Origin of the sequence: Falsiroseomonas stagni DSM 19981, assembly GCF_900114315.1 — a bacterium.
Lineage (GTDB): Bacteria > Pseudomonadota > Alphaproteobacteria > Acetobacterales > Acetobacteraceae > Falsiroseomonas > Falsiroseomonas stagni.
In genome coordinates this window covers 131,507-148,030 of sequence record NZ_FOSQ01000002.1, presented here as the reverse complement: position 1 = coordinate 148,030, position 16,524 = coordinate 131,507, and the positions used below count along the sequence as shown (strand labels likewise).

Annotated in this window: 15 protein-coding genes; 4 read left to right on the top strand and 11 right to left on the bottom strand. The window is 70.2% G+C overall.

Going from position 1 to position 16,524, the window contains the following annotated elements; all coding sequences use genetic code 11:
* Nucleotide 1 precedes the first annotated feature (1 nt).
* The 5 genes from topA to BM041_RS07495 all read right to left on the bottom strand — a co-directional run bounded on the left by topA (nucleotide 2) and on the right by BM041_RS07495 (nucleotide 6,499).
* Complete coding sequence (gene topA / locus BM041_RS07515) at nucleotides 2-2,764, bottom strand: type I DNA topoisomerase (protein WP_092957998.1); 2,763 nt, start codon at nucleotides 2,762-2,764, stop codon at nucleotides 2-4.
* A gap of 38 nt (nucleotides 2,765-2,802) precedes the next feature.
* Complete coding sequence (dprA, locus tag BM041_RS07510) at nucleotides 2,803-3,924, bottom strand: DNA-processing protein DprA (RefSeq protein WP_092957996.1); 1,122 nt, start codon at nucleotides 3,922-3,924, stop codon at nucleotides 2,803-2,805.
* Nucleotides 3,925-3,990: 66 nt separating this feature from the next.
* Nucleotides 3,991-4,584 (bottom strand): glycerol-3-phosphate 1-O-acyltransferase PlsY, encoded by a 594-nt coding sequence (gene plsY / locus BM041_RS07505; protein ID WP_092957994.1) that lies wholly within the window; start codon nucleotides 4,582-4,584, stop codon nucleotides 3,991-3,993.
* Complete coding sequence (locus BM041_RS07500; RefSeq protein WP_092957992.1) at nucleotides 4,584-5,858, bottom strand: dihydroorotase; 1,275 nt, start codon at nucleotides 5,856-5,858, stop codon at nucleotides 4,584-4,586. Before BM041_RS07500 ends, plsY begins: the two co-directional genes overlap by 1 nt.
* Before the next feature lie 41 nt (nucleotides 5,859-5,899).
* Nucleotides 5,900-6,499: a DUF3592 domain-containing protein gene (locus BM041_RS07495; RefSeq protein ID WP_092957990.1), complete on the bottom strand. Its 600-nt coding sequence runs from the start codon at nucleotides 6,497-6,499 to the stop codon at nucleotides 5,900-5,902.
* 214 nt (nucleotides 6,500-6,713) lie between these two features.
* Between BM041_RS07495 and BM041_RS07490 the strand changes: the two genes are divergently transcribed.
* Nucleotides 6,714-7,685, top strand: a complete 972-nt coding sequence (locus BM041_RS07490) for a Bug family tripartite tricarboxylate transporter substrate binding protein (RefSeq protein ID WP_092957988.1) — start codon at nucleotides 6,714-6,716, stop codon at nucleotides 7,683-7,685.
* On the opposite strand, the gene BM041_RS07485 is transcribed toward BM041_RS07490, so the two are convergent.
* The 3 genes from BM041_RS07485 to ruvX form a co-directional block, all read right to left on the bottom strand.
* Nucleotides 7,682-8,131 carry an Ntn hydrolase family protein gene (locus BM041_RS07485; RefSeq protein WP_092957986.1) on the bottom strand — a complete coding sequence of 150 codons (450 nt, stop codon included), beginning with the start codon at nucleotides 8,129-8,131 and terminating at the stop codon, nucleotides 7,682-7,684. The two genes, BM041_RS07490 and BM041_RS07485, sit on opposite strands and share 4 nt — an antisense overlap.
* Nucleotides 8,132-8,208: 77 nt before the next feature.
* Nucleotides 8,209-9,147 (bottom strand): aspartate carbamoyltransferase catalytic subunit, encoded by a 939-nt coding sequence (locus BM041_RS07480; protein ID WP_092957984.1) that lies wholly within the window; start codon nucleotides 9,145-9,147, stop codon nucleotides 8,209-8,211.
* Nucleotides 9,148-9,174: 27 nt separating this feature from the next.
* Nucleotides 9,175-9,642 (bottom strand): Holliday junction resolvase RuvX, encoded by a 468-nt coding sequence (ruvX, locus tag BM041_RS07475; RefSeq protein WP_092957982.1) that lies wholly within the window; start codon nucleotides 9,640-9,642, stop codon nucleotides 9,175-9,177.
* Between the two features lie 67 nt (nucleotides 9,643-9,709).
* Between ruvX and gatC the strand changes: the two genes are divergently transcribed.
* From gatC to gatB, 3 genes are read left to right on the top strand one after another with little or no spacing between them, the layout of a single operon-like run.
* The gene (gene gatC / locus BM041_RS07470; RefSeq protein WP_092957980.1) at nucleotides 9,710-10,006 is read left to right on the top strand and encodes an Asp-tRNA(Asn)/Glu-tRNA(Gln) amidotransferase subunit GatC; all 297 of its coding nucleotides are present in this window, start codon (nucleotides 9,710-9,712) and stop codon (nucleotides 10,004-10,006) included.
* Nucleotides 10,006-11,493 carry an Asp-tRNA(Asn)/Glu-tRNA(Gln) amidotransferase subunit GatA gene (gene gatA, locus BM041_RS07465; protein WP_092957978.1) on the top strand — a complete coding sequence of 496 codons (1,488 nt, stop codon included), beginning with the start codon at nucleotides 10,006-10,008 and terminating at the stop codon, nucleotides 11,491-11,493. The genes gatC and gatA overlap by 1 nt, the downstream gene beginning before the upstream one ends.
* Nucleotides 11,490-12,941 carry an Asp-tRNA(Asn)/Glu-tRNA(Gln) amidotransferase subunit GatB gene (gatB, locus tag BM041_RS07460; protein WP_092957976.1) on the top strand — a complete coding sequence of 484 codons (1,452 nt, stop codon included), beginning with the start codon at nucleotides 11,490-11,492 and terminating at the stop codon, nucleotides 12,939-12,941. The genes gatA and gatB overlap by 4 nt, the downstream gene beginning before the upstream one ends.
* Nucleotides 12,942-12,996: 55 nt before the next feature.
* Here the strand turns inward: gatB and BM041_RS07455 are convergent, their stop codons facing one another.
* The 3 genes from BM041_RS07455 to BM041_RS07445 form a co-directional block, all read right to left on the bottom strand.
* Nucleotides 12,997-14,586: an ABC transporter substrate-binding protein gene (locus tag BM041_RS07455; RefSeq protein WP_092957974.1), complete on the bottom strand. Its 1,590-nt coding sequence runs from the start codon at nucleotides 14,584-14,586 to the stop codon at nucleotides 12,997-12,999.
* A 78-nt stretch (nucleotides 14,587-14,664) separates the two neighbouring features.
* Nucleotides 14,665-15,465, bottom strand: a complete 801-nt coding sequence (locus BM041_RS07450) for an IclR family transcriptional regulator (protein ID WP_092957971.1) — start codon at nucleotides 15,463-15,465, stop codon at nucleotides 14,665-14,667.
* The gene (locus tag BM041_RS07445; RefSeq protein WP_092957967.1) at nucleotides 15,465-16,391 is read right to left on the bottom strand and encodes an NAD(P)H-dependent flavin oxidoreductase; all 927 of its coding nucleotides are present in this window, start codon (nucleotides 16,389-16,391) and stop codon (nucleotides 15,465-15,467) included. Before BM041_RS07445 ends, BM041_RS07450 begins: the two co-directional genes overlap by 1 nt.
* Nucleotides 16,392-16,524 lie beyond the last annotated feature (133 nt).

Genomic DNA, 16,524 nt, shown 5'->3' with positions numbered 1-16,524 from the left:
CTCAGCTGGCCTTCCGGGCGGCCGGCTTCTTCGTCGTGGTCGCGGGTTTCTTCGCCGCCGGCTTCTTCGCCGCCGGCTTCTTGGCGGCCGCGGCCTTGGGGGCTGCCGCCTTTTTCGCAGGCGCCTTCTTCACCACGGGGGCGTCATCGGCGGCTGGCGCCTTGGCGGCCGCCTTCTTCGGCGCGGCCTTGGCCTTCCCCTTGGCGCCCTTGCCCCCCTTGGGCGGCAGATCCTTGCCCTTCTCCGCCAGCAGCTTCACGGCTTCGTCGAGCGTGACACTGTCAAAGTCCATCGACTTGGGCAGGGACGCCACGCGGCTGCCATGCATGGCGAAGGGGCCGAAGCGGCCGCGCCGCACCTCCACCACGCCGCCGCTGGGATGGTCGCCCAGCCCCCGGCCGCGCGGCTTCACATCGGCCAGCAGCGCCACGGCGCGATTGAGGCCGACCACCAGCACATCATCATCCGGGTCCAGCGACTTGAAGAGGTTGCCCATCTTCAAATAGGGCCCGAAGCGCCCGATGGCCGCCGTGATCTCCTCCGTCGTCTCGGGATGCACGCCGACGATGCGGGGCAGCGACAGCAACGCGAGGGCGCGGTCGAGCGTCAGCCCCTCCGGGTCCATGCCCTTGGCCAGGCTGGCGCGGCGGGGTTTCACCTTCTTGCCCTTGGCGTCCTCGGTTTCCTCGCCGAGCTGGACGTAGAGGCCGTAGGGGCCGCGCTTCAGCTGGACGCGCTGGCCGGAGACCGGATCGACGCCCAGTTCGCGCGCGCCCTCGTTGAAGCTGGCGGCGCCATCGGCTTCCGCACCCGGCGCGACCAGGGGGCGGGTGTAGCGGCACTCCGGATAGTTGTTGCAGCCGATGAAGGCGCCGGTGCGGCCGAGCCGCAGGCCGAGGCGACCGCCGGAACAGGCCGGGCAGGCGCGCGGGTCCGTGCCGTCCGTGCGGGCGGGGAAGAAGTGCGGGCCGAGGTCTTCGTCCAGCGCATCGATCACGTCGCTGATCGTGAGTTCGCTGGTCGATGAGATGGCCTTGGAGAAATCCTCCCAGAAGGCGTGCATCACGGCGCGCCAATCGGCACGGCCGCCGGAGATGTCGTCCAGCTTCTCCTCAAGCCCCGCGGTGAAGCCGGTATCGACGTAGCGTTCGAAGAAGGAGACGAGGAAGGCGGTGACGAGCCGGCCGCGGTCCTCCGGGATGAAGCGGCGCTTGTCGAGGCGCACATATTCGCGGTCCTGCAATACCTGCAGGATGGAGGCGTAGGTGGAGGGGCGGCCGATGCCGAGTTCCTCCAGCCGCTTCACCAGCGTCGCCTCGCTGAAGCGGGGCGGGGGCTGGGTGAAATGCTGGTTGGCGGCGACGGGGCCGTTCTTCAGCCCGTCCTTCTCCCGCATCGGGGGCAGGATCTTGCTGTCCTCATCCTCCGCCGCGGTGGCGAGGCCGGCGCGGGCGTCGGCGGCGCGGTCGTCCTCATCCTCCCGGTACAGGCGCAGGAAGCCGTCGAAGGCGATGACGGAGCCATTGGCGCGCAGCCTGGTGCGGCCGGTCTGGTCGGCGATGTCCACCGCGGTCTGGTCGATCTCGGCGGATTGCATCTGGGACGCGACGGCGCGCTTCCAGATGAGGTCATAGAGCTTGCGCTGCCGGTCATCGAGGAAGCGGGCCACCTGGTCCGGCGTGCGGGTCACGTCCGTCGGGCGGATGGCTTCGTGCGCTTCCTGGGCGTTCTTGGCCTTGGAGGAGTATTCGCGCGGCGCGCCGGGGACGTAGTTGTCGCCGAAGGCTTCCTTGACGTGGTCGCGGATGGCGAAGATGGCCTCCCGCGCCATCTGCACGCCATCGGTGCGCATATAGGTGATGAGGCCGACGGTCTCCCCGCCGATATCGACACCTTCATAAAGCTGCTGCGCCACGCGCATCGCCGCCTGCGCGCCCATGCCGAGCTTTCGCGACGCTTCCATCTGAAGCGTGGAGGTCGTGAAGGGGGCGGGCGGGTTTCGCTTCGTGCGCTTCTTCTCGATGGCGGCGACGCTGAACTTGCCGGCCTCGACCGCCGCCTTGGCGGCCATCGCCGTGGCCTCGTTCGGCAGGTCGAATTGTTCGAGGCGCTTGCCCTCATGGTGGGTCAGGCGGGCGGTGAACTTGGCGCCGACGGGGGTCGCGAACTGCGCCTCCACCGTCCAGTATTCGCGGGCGCGGAAAGCCTCGATCTCCGCTTCCCGTTCGCAGATCAGGCGAAGGGCCACCGACTGCACCCGGCCGGCGGAACGGCTGCCGGGCAGCTTGCGCCACAGGACCGGCGAGAGGTTGAAGCCGACGAGGTAGTCGAGCGCGCGGCGGGCCAGGTAGGCGTCGATCAGCGGCACGTCGAGCTGGCGGGGGTTCGCCACCGCGTGCTGGACGGCGCGCTTCGTGATCTCGTTGAAGGTGATGCGCTTGACGTCGATGCCCTTCAGGGCGCCGCGGCGGGCCAGCATGTCCTGGACGTGCCAGGAAATGGCCTCTCCTTCCCGATCCGGGTCGGTGGCCAGGAACAGGCGGCGGGCGCCCTTCAGCGCCTTGGCGATGGCGCCGACCTGGCGTTCGCCCCGCTCATCGGCCTCCCAATCCATGGCGAAGTCTTCCTCCGGCCGGACGGAGCCGTCCTTGGGCGGCAGGTCGCGGACATGGCCGAAGGAGGCGAGGACCGTGAAGTCCGAGCCGAGATACTTGTTGATGGTCTTCGCCTTGGCAGGGCTTTCGACCACGAGGACGTCGGGCATGTTCTGTCGATCTGCTTTCGCGCGCTTGTCGGCAAGGCCTAGGAAAGGGACCGTGCGACCCGGTTTCCGGGCAGGGTTTCCACCAGCCCGGACAACTCCAGGTCAAGCAGGATCGCCTGCACGGACGGGGCGGATAGCTGGCAGCGGCGGACCAGATCGTCAACGGCTACCGGTTGGGTGCCAATCAATTCAAGCACTTTGGATGGCTCGCCGGGGGGGAAAGGGGCCTCCGGCGGGGCATCCGCGCGTGTTTCGGGCGTGTTTCGCGGGGCGAAGAGGGGCAGGTCCCGCGGCGTTTCGGGGAGGAATTGCAGGACATCCTCCGCCGTCTCGGTCAGGTGGGCGCCCTGGCGGATGAGGTCGTTGCCCCCCCTGGCGCGGGGGTCCAGCGGGTTGCCGGGGACGGCGAAGACCTCCCGCCCCGCCTCCAGGGCCAGGCGGGCGGTGATGAGGCTGCCGGATTTGGGCGCGGCCTCCACCACCACCACCCCCAGCACCAGGCCGGCGACGATGCGGTTGCGCCGGGGGAAGTGGCGGGCGAGGGGGGCGGTGCCGAGGGGGGCTTCCGCCACCACCGCGCCGCCTTCGGCGACGATGCGGGCCTGGAGGGGCGCGTTCTCCGGCGGGTAGGGCTCGTCCAGGCCGCCGGCGACCACGGCGATGGTGGCGCCCTTCGCGGCCAGCGCGCCCTCATGCGCCGCGGCGTCGATGCCGCGGGCGAGGCCGGAGGTGATGGCAAGGCCGGCTGCCGCCAACTCCCCGGCGAGTTGTTCCGCCATGCGGCGCCCGGCGGCGGAGGCGGAGCGGGCGCCGACCAGGCCGATCTGGCGGGTGGCGAGCAGGGCGGGGTTGCCGAGGACCGCGAGGGCGGGGGGCGCATCCTCCAGCAGCGCCAGCAGGGGTGGATAGAGGGGGGAGCCGAGGAAGAGGAAGCGGCCGCCCAGCATGGTGAGCGCCGCGAGCTCCCGTTCCGCTTGGGCTTCGGGAAAGGGGATGAGTGGCCGTCCGCTGCGGGCGGCATGGGCCGGCAGGGCATCGAGCGCCGCGCGGGCGCTGCCATGGCGGGCGATCAGGCGGCGGAAGGTGGCGGGGCCGATCCCCTCACTCCGCGCGAGGCGGAGGCAGGCGAGGTCTTCGGGGGAAAGGGAAGTGGCCGCCATCCTGTCGTCCAGGTTGATAGGCGGCCAGTGTGATCGCGCAGCGGGTGTGCGCGCAAGCGCGACGGATCAGCCCTTCTTGGCGCCGAAGGAGGATTTCGGCTCCGTCCCCGCCATCAACCGCTGGATGTTGGGTTTGTGGCGCCAGGTGATGAGGGCGGCGAGGCCGAGGGCGAAGAGGGCGAGCCTGGTGTCGCCGAAGAGGATGGCGATGGCGGGGGCGATGGCGCAGGTGGCCAGCGCGGCGGCGGAGGAGATGCGGGTGGCGAAGAAGACCGCCGCCCAGGTCAGCACGGCGACAAGGCCGAGCCACCAGGTGGCGGCCAGCAGCACGCCGGCGCCGGTGGCGACGCCCTTGCCGCCCTTGAAGCCGAGCCAGACGGGGAAGGCATGGCCCGCCATGGCGGCGAAGCCGGCGACCAGCGCCGCGTCCTCACCCCAGGCGGCGCGGGCGATCAGCAGGGCGGCGACGCCCTTCAGCACATCCAGCGCCAGGGTCGCCGCCGCCAGCTTCTTGTTGCCGGTGCGCAGCACATTGGTGGCGCCGATATTGCCCGACCCGATGGCGCGGATGTCGCCCAGCCCCGCCGCGCGGGTCAGCAGCAGGCCATAGGGGACGGAGCCGAGCAGGTAGCCGAGCAGGCCAGCCAGGATCAGGGACATCAGCCGAAGACCCTCCGCCCGGCCTTCCAGGTGCCGATGACGCGACCTTCAAGGGCACGGCCATCGAAGGGGGTGTTCTGCGCCTTGCCGGGCAGCTTGCCGGCCTCCACCCGCCAGCCGCGCTCCGGCTGGAACAGCATCAGGTCGGCGGGGGCGCCCTTGGCGAGCCGGCCGGTTTCCAGGCCCAGCAGCGCGGCGGGGCGGGCGGTGAGGAGGGCGAGGGCCTGGGGCATGGTCAGGTCGCCGCCATGGACGCGGGCGAGCGTGACGGCCAGCAGCGTGGCGAGGCCGGCACCCCCGGCCTCCGCCTGGGCGAAGGGCAGGCGCTTGTCGTCGGCGTCGCGGGGCTGGTGGTCGGAGGCCACGGCATCGATGGTGCCGTCCTTGAGGGCGGCGACGACGGCCAGGCGATCGGCCTCGATGCGCAGCGGGGGCGAGAGCTTGGCGTAGGTGCGGTATTCCCCGATCGCCGTCTCGTTCAGATCGAAATACGGGGGCGCGGTGTCGCAGGTGACGGCCAGGCCCTCGGCCTTCGCGCCGCGGATCAGGTCCAGCGCGGCGGCGGTGGACACATGGGCGAAGTGGACATGGCCGCGGGTCAGCCGGGCGAGGGCGATGTCGCGGGCGACCATCATCGCCTCCGCCGCCGGGGGGATGCCGGGCAGGCCCATGCGGGTGGCGCGTTCGCCCTCCGTCGCGGCGCCGTTGGCGGCGAGGGAGGGGTCCTCCGGGTGCTGGATGATGAAGCTGCCGAAGGCGCGGGCGTAGGAGAGGGCGAGCCGCATGAGGCGCGCGCTGCCGATCGCCTTGCGGCCATCGGTGAAGGCGATGGCGCCGGATTCCTTCAGCAGCCCGTATTCGGCGATGTCGCGGCCCTCGCAGCCCGCTGTGGCGGCGCCGTAGGGCAGGATGGTGAGGCTGCCCGTGAGTTCGCCGCGGCGAATCAGGAACTGCACCAGGGCGGCGTCGTCGATGGGCGGGTCGGTATCGGGCAGGGCGCAGAGGGTGGTGATGCCGCCGGCAGCCGCGGCCTGGGCGGCGGAGGCGACGGTCTCCCGATGCTCGAAGCCGGGCTCGCCGAGGGCGGCGCGCATGTCGATGATGCCGGGGGCAAGGACGGCGCCGCCGGCATCGACGATGGTCGCGCCATTCGGCACGCCGAGATTGCCGCCGAGGTCGAGGATCGCGCCATCCCGCACCAGCAGGCCGCCCGGGGCATCGAGGCCAGAGGCGGGGTCGATCAGGCGGGCGTTGGTGAGGAGGATGTCGGCCATGCGGCGGTTATAGCGTGGCGGTGGAGTCCCGCCATCGGCCCTCAGGCGCGGCCTTCGCGTTCGCGCAGGATGATCCTCGCGGCGCGGTGCTCGACGAGGGCCAGGGCGGTGGGGATGATGCCGAGGATCGTCAACAGGATGACCATGGCGATGTAGTTGAAGACCCTCAACAGGGCGCTGTCCGGCATCAGTCGGCGCAGGTCGTTCGGGTCTGCGCGCACGGTGATGCGATCCCCTGGCTGGGGCGGGCGGGGCGGGTCGGACCAGCTTCGGCGCGGGCAATGCGGGTGGGTGGTGGTGACGGTGGGAATCACCCGGCCCCGCGCCTCAACATCAAGGCGCAGGTGGAAGCAGCCGCCCTGGCGCCCACCGCCGCCGGGTTGGGCGGCGACGATGGTAGCCGGCAGCGGCTTCCACGCCTGGCGGGCGCGGATGTCGGGGATGACGGCGGAAAGCTGGGCCGCGGCGACGATGCAGAGCGTGACGACGGAGAGAAGGACCCAGGTGCCCGACCGCCGGAGGCGCCTTTCCGGATGGCGCCGGGTTTCCTCCAGCAGCGTGGGCCAGAATTGGCGCCAGCCGACCAGGAGGTAGGTGTAGCTGGGCAGGGGGGTGGGCGGGGGCGGGTCAGCCGCGGTCATGCGGTCCGACGCAGGCGGTCGATCGACGGGATCGCGGGCAGGGGGCTGCCGGCTCAGGCATCGGTCGGGCTTGCCCAGGCTGCGCGCATGTCGTGCATCGGGCCGCACGCTACCGCGGCAGCCATGGCGCCGCCATCGCAACGGACGCAGGCGGGCCTGGTGGCGTGGGCTCGGCACTGGCCTATCGTCCTGGCTTCACCCTGGGGCCTGCCACATGCATCGTCGTTCCGCCCTTCTCCTGCCCGCCCTCCTCCTGCCGGGGGTAGCCCGCGCCCAGGCGCCCTGGCCGACGCGGCCCGTGCGTATCGTGGTGCCCTTCGCGGCGGGGGGCAGCACGGATGTCTCCACGCGGCTCCTTGCGCCGCGCATCCAGCAGGTGCTGGGGCAGCCGGTGGTGATCGAGAACCGGGGCGGCGCGGGGGGCACGATCGGGTCGGACAGCGTGGCGAAGTCGCCGCAGGATGGCAGCGTCTTCGTGATGGGGACGATCTCCACCCATGTGCTGGCGGTCGGGCTTTACGGCGCGCGGCTGCCCTATGACCCGGAGCGGGATTTCGTGGCGGTGGCGCCGACGGTGATGGTGCCGATCTGCATCACGGTGCATCCGTCGCTCGGCGTCACCGATTTGCGCGGGCTGGTGGCACTGCTGAAGGCCAATCCGGGGAAGTATGCCTATGGGACCGGGGGCGCGGGCGGGTCGGCGCATATCGGGGCCGTCGCCTTCCTGAACGCCATCGGGGCGGAGGCGACGCATGTGCCGTATCGCGGCAGCGCGCCGATGCTGACGGATATGCTGGCGGGGCAGGTCTCCATCTGCTTCGACACGCCGGCACTGATCGCGCCCCACCACGCGGGCGGGCGGCTGCGCTGCCTGGCGGTGGCGACGGATGCGCGCTCTCCCCTGATGCCCGATGTGCCGACGGCGGCGGAGGCGGGGCTGCCGGGGTACAAGGCCTATTCCTGGTTCGGCCTGTTTGCGCCGGCCGGCACGCCGGCCGCGATCGTCACGCGGATGAATGAGGCAGTGCGCGCGGCGGTGATGGAGCCCGGCAATCGCGCGCGGCTGGTGGAACAGGATCTGCCGCCGATCCTGGAAGGCAGCCCGGCGGAGTTTGCCGCCTTCCTGCGGCGGGAACTGGCGGAATGGGTGCCGCTGGTCAGGGCGAGCGGGGCGACGGCGGATTAGGCTGCGACGCGCAGCGCGGGGGCCTCGGCCAGCGCGAGCGCATCCACGCCATTCCCGGTGCCGGTGTCGAAGCGCGCGGCGAGGTCGACGGCCTCCGCCGCTGACCGACCCAGCGCCATCGCGGCGAGGGCGAAGTCGCGGCCGGAGCCGATGGCGAAGAAGGGCTGCTCGATCCGCCAGCGACTGTCGCGGCCATGGCACCAGCAGGCGCCGTCGGGAGTGATTTCCAGCACGGTCGCCCAGCGGTCGGTGTCCTGCTGGGGCGGGCGAGCGCCCCCGCGATCCAGCCAATCCAGCATCAGCATCCCCACGCCGATATCGCCGGAGAAGCCGAGCAGGCGGCCATCGGCGGTGCGTCGGAGCTTGCCGAGTTCATAGGCCATGCCGCCGGCATTGCCGCGGCGGTCGCCGGCGAGGGTGCGGCCATCCCAGGCGATGGTGGTCATGCGGGGCCTCCGTGCAGAGGCCCGTAATATCGATCACGGCGACGTGATCGGCAACAAAATTGTAGGCAATATGCTCTTTACGCGTTCCGGCGCAGGCCCCGGGCCAGCACGTCCAGCACCGCCATCCGCACGGCGACGCCCATCTCCACCTGTTCGCCAATCACGGACCGCACGGGGTCGTCGGCGATGGCGCTGTCGATTTCCACGCCGCGGTTCATGGGGCCGGGGTGCATGACGATGGAATCGGGCTTGGCATGGGCCAGCTTCTCGGCATCCAGGCCGTAGAAGCGGAAGAATTCGCGGGCGCTCGGCACGAGCCCGTTGGTCATCCGTTCCTTCTGCAGGCGGAGCATCATGACGACATCGGCATCGGCGAGGCCGGTCTTCATGGAGTGGTGGACCTCGACGCCGAGCGCCGCGGCCTCGGCCGGGATCAGGGTGGGCGGGCCGACGATGCGGACGCGGCAGTTCATCGCCAGCAGGAGGTGGATGTTGGACCGCGCGACGCGGGAATGGAGGACATCGCCGCAGATGGCCACCGTCAGCCCCTCCAGCGTTCCCTTGCGACGGCGGATGGTCAGCGCATCCAGCAGCGCCTGGGTCGGGTGTTCATGGGTGCCGTCGCCGGCATTGATGACGGCGGCGTCCAGCTTCTGCGCCAGCAGCGCCGGCGCGCCGGACTGGCCGTGGCGGATGACCAGCAAATCCGTCTTCATGGCGTTCAGCGTGGAGGCGGTGTCGAGCAGCGTCTCCCCCTTGTTCACGCTGCTGGTGGAGACGGACATGTTGACGATGTCCGCGCCCAGCCGCTTGCCCGCGAGTTCGAAGCTGGTGCGGGTGCGGGTGCTGTCCTCGAAGAACAGATTGATGAGGGTACGGCCCTTCAACAAATCCCGCTGGGTTTTGCCCTGGCGATTCAGCAGGGCGTAGTTCTCCGCGAGGTCGAGGAGGTCGGCGATATAGGGGGGCTCGAGGCCCTCGATCGCGAGCAGATGGCGGTGGGGATAGGGGAACATGGGGACTCGCCGCTGGTTGGGGCGAAACTAGCCGGGGGGCACGCTCGCGTCCAAGGCCGACTGGAGCATCCAGGCCGCGGCGGCCGCATCCACGGCCTTGGCGCGCTTCGCGCGCGTCACATCGGCCTCGATCATCGCGCGGTTCACCGCCGCCGAGGACAGGCGTTCATCCCAGAAGGCGACCGGCAGCCCGGCGGCATGGGCCAGGTCGCGCCCGAAATCCTTGGCCGCTTGGGCGGCGGGGCCGAAGCTGCCATCCATGGAGAGTGGGAGGCCGACCACCAGGCCGCCGGCGCCTTCCTTCGTCGCGATGGCGGCGATCTCGGCGGCGGTTTTCCCAAGCTTGCCGCGGGGGAGGGAGCCGTAGGGGCTGGCCAGCATCAGCAGGACATCGCTCAGCGCGAGCCCGATGATCTTCGCCCCGGGGTCGATCCCGATCAGGCGGGAATGGCGGGGAAGCGCGGCACGAAGGTCGGCCATGTTGAAGATGGGCATGGCGGCCGTTATGGTCCGCCGCCTCGCTTTGGGCAAACCAAGCGATATCAAGGATTTTCGGCGCTCCATGTCCCTCGATTCCGCAACCGTCCGGCGCATCGCCGCCCTGGCCCGCATCCGGGTGGAAGATGATGAGCTTCCCCGCGTGCAGGCCGAGATCAACGGCATCCTCGGCTGGATCGAGCAGTTGCAAGCCGTGAACACGGAAGGCGTGGAGCCGATGTCGGGCGGCAGCCCGGTGGGCCAGGCGCAGGCGCGGCTGCGGCCGGATGCCGTGACCGATGGCGATCGCGCGGAACAGGTCCTGGCCAATGCGCCGGACCGCATGGGCGCCTGGTTCGGCGTGCCGAAGGTGGTTGAGTGATGCATCCGACCGATTTCACCCTGGCCGGCGCCCTCGCCGCGCTGGAGGAAGGCGCGATCAGCAGCGTGGAACTCACGCAGGCGCATCTCGACGGGATCGCCAAGCTGAATCCGCGGATCAACGCCTACATCACCGTCACGGCGGAGAAGGCGCTGGCCCAGGCCGCCGAGAGCGATGCGCGGCGCAAGCGGGGCGATGCCCGGGCGCTGGAAGGCATCCCGCTGGCGATCAAGGATCTGTTCTGCACGGCGGGGACGGAGACGACGGCCGGCAGCAGGATCCTCAAGGGCTTCGTGCCGCCCTATGAGAGCACGGTGTCGCAGAAGCTGCTGGATGACGGGGCGGTCTTCCTCGGCAAGGCGAATCTCGACGAATTCGCCATGGGGTCGTCCAACACGACCAGCGCGGCGGGGCCGGTGGAGAATCCGTGGTCGCGCGCCAATGACCCGGATACGCGGCTGGTGCCGGGCGGGTCGTCGGGCGGGTCCGCGGCCGCGGTCGCGGCGCGGATGGCGCTCGGGGCGACGGCGACCGATACCGGCGGGTCCATCCGCCAGCCCGCGGCCTTCTGCGGCATTGCGGGCATCAAGCCGACCTATGGCCGATGCTCCCGCTTCGGGGTCGTGGCCTTCGCGTCGTCGCTCGACCAGGCGGGGCCGGTCGCGCGGACTGTGGAGGATTGCGCGCTGCTGCTGAAATCCATGTCGGGCTACGACCCGAAGGATTCCACCAGCGCGGACATGCCCGTACCCGATTTCGCGGCGGCCTGCCGGCGGGGCGTGAAGGGCCTGCGGATCGGCGTGCCGAAGGAATACCGCCTGGATGGCCTGGCGCCGGAGATCGCGGCGCTGTGGGACCAGGGCCTCGCCTGGCTGCGGGAGCAGGGCGCGGAGATGGTGGAGATCAGCCTGCCGCACACGAAATACGCGCTGCCGACCTACTACATCGTGGCGCCGGCGGAGGCGTCCTCCAACCTGGCGCGCTATGACGGCGTGCGCTTCGGCAGCCGGGTGACGGAGCCGGGCAGCGACCTGCGCGACCTGTATGAGCGCACCCGCGCCGCGGGCTTCGGGCAGGAGGTGAAGCGCCGGATCATGATCGGCACCTACGTGCTGAGCGCCGGCTACTACGACGCCTACTACCTGAAGGCGCAGAAGATCCGCGCGCTGATCCGGCGGGATTTCGAGGAAGCGTTCAGGACCGTGGACGCCATCGTGACGCCGGCCACGCCGTCGGCCGCCTTCGGGATGGATGAGAAGCAGGACGACCCCGTGACGATGTATCTGAACGACGTCTTCACCGTGACGGCCAACCTGGCGGGCCTGCCGGGCCTGGCCGTGCCGGCGGGGCTGGACGGGCAGGGGCTGCCGCTGGGGTTGCAGGTGATCGGGCGGGCCTTCGACGAGGAAAGCGTTTTCGCCGTGGGCCGCGCGATCGAACAGGCGGCTGGATTCACGGCATTGCCGGGACTGAGGGCTGGGGCATGAGCTACACCATCGAGGGCCGCACCGGCCCCTGGGAAATCGTCGTGGGCCTGGAGGTCCATGCCCAGGTCATCAGCCAGTCCAAGCTGTTCAGCGGCGCCGCCACTGCCTTCGGCGCTGCGCCGAACAGCCAGGTGAGCTTCATCGATGCGGGCTTCCCCGGGATGCTGCCGGTGATCAACGCGGAATGCGTGGCGCAGGCGGTGCGGACCGGGCTCGGGCTGAACGCCAAGGTGAACCTCTGGTCCCGCTTCGACCGGAAGAACTACTTCTACGCCGACCTGCCGCAGGGCTACCAGATCAGCCAGTTCGCGCACCCGATCATCGGTGAAGGGGCGGTGGAGATCACGCTGGCGGATGGCGCGGTGAAGACCATCGGCATCACGCGCCTGCACCTTGAACAGGATGCGGGAAAATCGCTGCATGACCAGCACCCGTCCAAGAGCTTCATCGACCTGAACCGGTCCGGCGTGGCGCTGATGGAGATCGTGAGCGAGCCCGACATGCGGAGCCCGGAGGAGGCGGGGGCCTATCTGTCGAAGCTGCGGCAGATTCTCCGCTACCTCGGCACCTGCGACGGCAACATGGATGAGGGGTCCATGCGCGCCGACGTCAACGTTTCCGTCCGCAAGGCGGGCGAGGGCTATCGCACGCGCTGCGAGGTGAAGAACGTCAACTCCATCCGCTTCGTCATGCAGGCGGTGGAGGCCGAGGCGCGGCGGCAGATCGAGGTGTGGGAGGATGGCGGGGAGGTGTCGCAGGAAACGCGCCTGTTCGACACCGCCCGCGGCACCACGCGGTCCATGCGGTCCAAGGAGGACGCGCATGACTACCGCTATTTCCCCGAGCCCGACCTTCCCCCGCTGGTCCTCGAATCCAACTGGGTGGAGGCGCTGAAGGCGGCGCTGCCGGAACTGCCGGATGCGCGCCGCGCGCGCTACGTCGCCATGGGCCTGTCAGCCTATGACGCCCATGTGCTGACCTTGGAGAAGGAGACGGCGGTCTTCTTCGAAAGCGTCGCCACGGGGCGGGACGCCAAGATCGTGGCGAACTGGCTGACCGGCGATTTCTTCGCGCATCTGAACAAGCGCGGCGTGGGGATCGAGGAAAGCCCGGTGCCGGCCAAGGACCTCGGCGCGCTGATCGATCTGATCGCGGACAAGACGATCAACGGCAAGATCGCCAAGGATGTGCTGGAGATCATGTTCGAGGAGGGCAAGACGCCCGGCGCGATCGTGGCGGAGCGCGGCCTCAAGCAGGTGACGGATACCGGCGCCATCGATGCCGCGGTGGACAAGGTTCTGGCCGCGAATGCGGGGCAGGTGGAGCAGTACAAGGCCGGGAAGGTGACGCTGTTCGGCTTCTTCGTCGGCCAGACGATGAAGGCGTTGCAGGGCAAGGGGAATCCCGCCCTGGTGAATGAGGTGCTGAAGGCCAAGCTGGGCGGCTGACTCGAAAAGCCCTCTCCCCCGGACGGGGGAGAGGGTTGGGTGAGGGGGTCGATCCTTACGCCGGCCGCACCCCCCAGGGATACGGCATGCTCCCCTTCACCAGCCCCGTGATGCTCCGCCGCCAGGCGTTGCGCACGGTGAACTGGCCGAGCGGGACGGTCGCGACATCGTCCTGCGCCAGGCGGTTGATCTCATTCGCCAGGCGCTGCTGCTGCGCGGCGTCGGGGGAGTCGAACCAGGATTGGATCAGCTCCTGCGCGCGGGGGCTGTCGTACCAGCCGAACCAGCCGGTGGCGCCCGGCCCCTTCACCAGGGACGACACGGCGGGGTTGAGGTAGGCCAGCGACGACCCGTAGGTGTGGAAGATGCTCCAGCCGCCGCGCTCCGTCGGTTCGGTGCGGACGCGGCGCTGGACGACGGTGCCCCAATCCGTTTCCGCCAGTTCGACATTCATGCCGATGCGCTTCAGGCGGTCCGCCGTGATCTGGCCATGCGGGCCGATCAGCGGGAAGTCGGTGGGGTTGATGACCACCACCTTCTCCCCGTTATAGCCGCTGGCCTGCAACGCCGCGCGGGCGCGGTCCAGGCTGCGGGGCGCGGCGTTGAGCGGTGACAGATCCTCCACGCCATAGGGCGTGCCGCAGGGGAACAGGCTGCGGCATTCGCGCCAGACGGATTGGTCGTCGCCCAGCGTGGATCGCATGTATTCCTGCTGGTCCACCGCCAGCGCCACGGCCTGGCGCACCTTCAGGTTGTTGAAGGGGGCCTGCAAATGGTTGAGGCGCATGACGGACATCAGCCCGGCATCGTTCAGCACGCCCACCTGGATGTTGCGGTTGCGCGCCAGCGTCGGCACCAAATCGGATAGCGGCTGTTCCAGCCAATCGACCTCGCCGGCCTGCAGGGCGGCCGCGGCCGTCGCGGGGTCGGGCAGGATGTGCCATTCGATGCGGGGGTAGTGGGCGATCTTGGCGCCGGAGGCACCTTCATTGGCGTCGCTGCGCGGGCGATAGGCCTCGTTCTTCGCATAGACCACGCGGCTGCCGCTGACGAATTCGTCGCGGACGAAGCGATAGGGGCCGCTGCCGACGGGGTCGCTGACCTGGGTGTTGGCGTCGGTGGCCGCAAGCCGGGCGGGGATGATGAAGGGGACATTGGCGTCCGGCTTGGCCAGCGCCTCCAGCAGCAGCGGGAAGGGGCGCTTCAGGCGGACTTCCAGGGTGCGGTCATCGGCGGCGCGCCATTCGTCCACGGACTGCGCCAGGATCTGGCCGAAGGGATCGCGACGGGCCCAGCGCGCCAGGCTGGCGGCGCAATCCTGGGCGCGGACGGGTTCGCCATCATGGAAGCGCAGGCCTTCCCGCAGCCTGATCCGCCAGGTCCGGCCATCGGCGGAGGTCTCATGCCCCTCCGCCATCTGCGGCTTCGGGCGCAGTTGGGCGTCGAGTGCGTAAAGCGTGTCGTAGACGTGGTAGCCATGCATCTGGGTGACGATGGCACTCGTCCAGATGGGATCGAGCGCGGTCAGATTGGCCTGTGGCACGAAGCGCAGCGTGGCGGTGCGGGCGGGCTGGGCGATGGCGGGGGCATGCGGCGCGAACAGGCCGAGCCCCGCCCCCGCCTGCAGCAGGGAACGGCGTTGCATGGTGGCTTCCTCCTCGCTGTTCTTCTCGACAGCGCGGGGAGGCTAGGCGCCGTGCGGGCGCGGGGTCAATTCGGCCAGTCAACCGGGGCGGTCCAGCACACCGTCCAGGCTGCGGGCGAGGGCGAGCAGCGCGGGGCGCGCTTCGTCGAGCAGCGACTCGGTGGAGCAGACGAAGGCCGGCGCGCCGACATTCAGCACCATCAGCGGCAGGCCGCCGCCGGGGCGGAAACTGGTGGCGATGGCATTCACGCCATCCTGCCATTCGCCGAAGGAACAGCAGATGCCGAGAACAGCCGCATCCTCCCGCGCGCGGGCCACGCCGGCGGCGATTCGGGGCCAGGCGCCGTCATCCAATTCGCGCAGGCGCAGCAGCGCATCCTCTCGTTCGGCGGGGGGGGCGGCGGCCAGCCAGGCGCGGCCCATGGCGGAGAAGGCCAGCGAGATGCGTGAGCCTGCCTCCAGGTTCAGCGAGATGGGCGCGTCGCTGCGCACGACTTCGAGGTAGAGCATCGACAGCCGATCGCGCATGCCCAGCGCCACGACAGCGCGCGTGCGGTTCGCGAGGTCCTGCATCGGCGCGCGGGCGATGCCGCGGATGTCGAGGCCCCCCAGCGCCGCGCCGCCCAGCGCGATGGCCGCGGGGCCGAGGCGGTAGCGCTGCGTCTCCGGCACATGCAGCAGCCAGCCCGCGCGGGTGAGGGTGGCGGTGAGGCGTGAGACGGTGCTGCGCGGCAGGCGGGTGCGCGCGGCGATCTCCTGGTTGCCGAGCGGGCCATCGCCGCGGCGGAAGCAGCCGAGCACATCGAGGCCGCGGGTGAGGGCGGTGACGGTATCCGCGGCCTCCGCGGGCAGGGCTTCGCCGGCGCGGCGGCGGGCCATCAGCGCAGCCTTTCGCGCGCCGCCTCGTATTCCGTGCGCAGGCGGGCCACGACCTCTGCCGTGCTGGGGGCATCGGTGATGCTGCCCACCCCCTGGCCGGCGCCCCAGATGTCCCGCCAAGCCTTCACGCTGGTGCTGCCGAAATTCATCGCGGTCTTGTCGCGCGGCGGCAGCGCATCGGGGTCCAGTCCCTGGGCCAGGATGGAGGGCTTCAGGTAGTTGCCATGCACACCGGTGAAGAAGGGCGTGTAGAGGACATCGGCGGCGCTGCTCTCCACGATCATGCGCTTGTAGCCCTCCGCCGCATTCGCCTCCCGCGTCGCGATGAAGCGCGTGCCGATATAGGCGAGGTCAGCGCCCATGGCCTGGGCCGCCAGGATCTGCCCGCCCTGGGTGATGCTGCCGGACAGCGCGAGGGGACCGTCGAAGATGCGCCGCACCTCCGCGACAAGGGCGAAGGGGGACAGCGTGCCGGCATGGCCGCCGGCGCCGGCGGCGACGAGGATGAGGCCATCGACCCCGGCCTCCAGCGCCTTCTCCGCGTGTCTGAGGTTCGTGACGTCATGGAACACGATGCCGCCCCAGCCATGCACCTTGTCGATCACGGCGTTGGGTGCGCGCAGCGACGTGATGATGATGGGCACGCGGTGCTTCGCGCAGATGTCCAGGTCATGGTCCAGCCGGTCGTTGGAGGCATGGACGATCTGGTTGACGGCGAAGGGGGCATCGCGATCCGTCAGCGTGGCGCGGAGATGCGTCAGCCATTCGTCCAGCGCCTCCTTCGGCCTGGCGTTCAGCGCGGGGAAGGAACCGACGATGCCCGCCCGGCATTGGGCGATCACCAGGTCGGGGTGGGAGACGATGAACATCGGCGCGGCGATGGCGGGCAGGCTCAGGCGGGATTGCAGCAGGGCGGGAAGGGGCATCGGGGGCTCCGCGTCGGATGGCGCAGGATGGGGGTGGGTTTTCGGCATCGCAAGGCGTCGGTCCATAATTCTGTATCATGAAATTATGCCCTTGGCTTGACGCTATGCCGGGGATGAGCGACCTGTATGCCAA

Bases quoted from the DNA above. Each gene is read 5' to 3' on its own strand.
- BM041_RS07455 (WP_092957974.1), bottom strand. From the start codon at position 14,586: ATGCAACGCCGTTCCCTGCTGCAGGCGGGGGCGGGGCTCGGCCTGTTC.
- plsY (WP_092957994.1), bottom strand. From the start codon at position 4,584: ATGTCCCTGATCCTGGCTGGCCTGCTCGGCTACCTGCTCGGCTCCGTC.
- BM041_RS07485 (WP_092957986.1), bottom strand. From the start codon at position 8,131: ATGACCACCATCGCCTGGGATGGCCGCACCCTCGCCGGCGACCGCCGC.
- dprA (WP_092957996.1), bottom strand. From the start codon at position 3,924: ATGGCGGCCACTTCCCTTTCCCCCGAAGACCTCGCCTGCCTCCGCCTC.
- gatA (WP_092957978.1), top strand. From the start codon at position 10,006: ATGCATCCGACCGATTTCACCCTGGCCGGCGCCCTCGCCGCGCTGGAG.
- BM041_RS07500 (WP_092957992.1), bottom strand. From the start codon at position 5,858: ATGGCCGACATCCTCCTCACCAACGCCCGCCTGATCGACCCCGCCTCT.
- gatC (WP_092957980.1), top strand. From the start codon at position 9,710: ATGTCCCTCGATTCCGCAACCGTCCGGCGCATCGCCGCCCTGGCCCGC.
- topA (WP_092957998.1), bottom strand. From the start codon at position 2,764: ATGCCCGACGTCCTCGTGGTCGAAAGCCCTGCCAAGGCGAAGACCATC.
- BM041_RS07480 (WP_092957984.1), bottom strand. From the start codon at position 9,147: ATGTTCCCCTATCCCCACCGCCATCTGCTCGCGATCGAGGGCCTCGAG.
- BM041_RS07450 (WP_092957971.1), bottom strand. From the start codon at position 15,465: ATGGCCCGCCGCCGCGCCGGCGAAGCCCTGCCCGCGGAGGCCGCGGAT.
- gatB (WP_092957976.1), top strand. From the start codon at position 11,490: ATGAGCTACACCATCGAGGGCCGCACCGGCCCCTGGGAAATCGTCGTG.
- ruvX (WP_092957982.1), bottom strand. From the start codon at position 9,642: ATGCCCATCTTCAACATGGCCGACCTTCGTGCCGCGCTTCCCCGCCAT.
- BM041_RS07445 (WP_092957967.1), bottom strand. From the start codon at position 16,391: ATGCCCCTTCCCGCCCTGCTGCAATCCCGCCTGAGCCTGCCCGCCATC.
- BM041_RS07490 (WP_092957988.1), top strand. From the start codon at position 6,714: ATGCATCGTCGTTCCGCCCTTCTCCTGCCCGCCCTCCTCCTGCCGGGG.
- BM041_RS07495 (WP_092957990.1), bottom strand. From the start codon at position 6,499: ATGACCGCGGCTGACCCGCCCCCGCCCACCCCCCTGCCCAGCTACACC.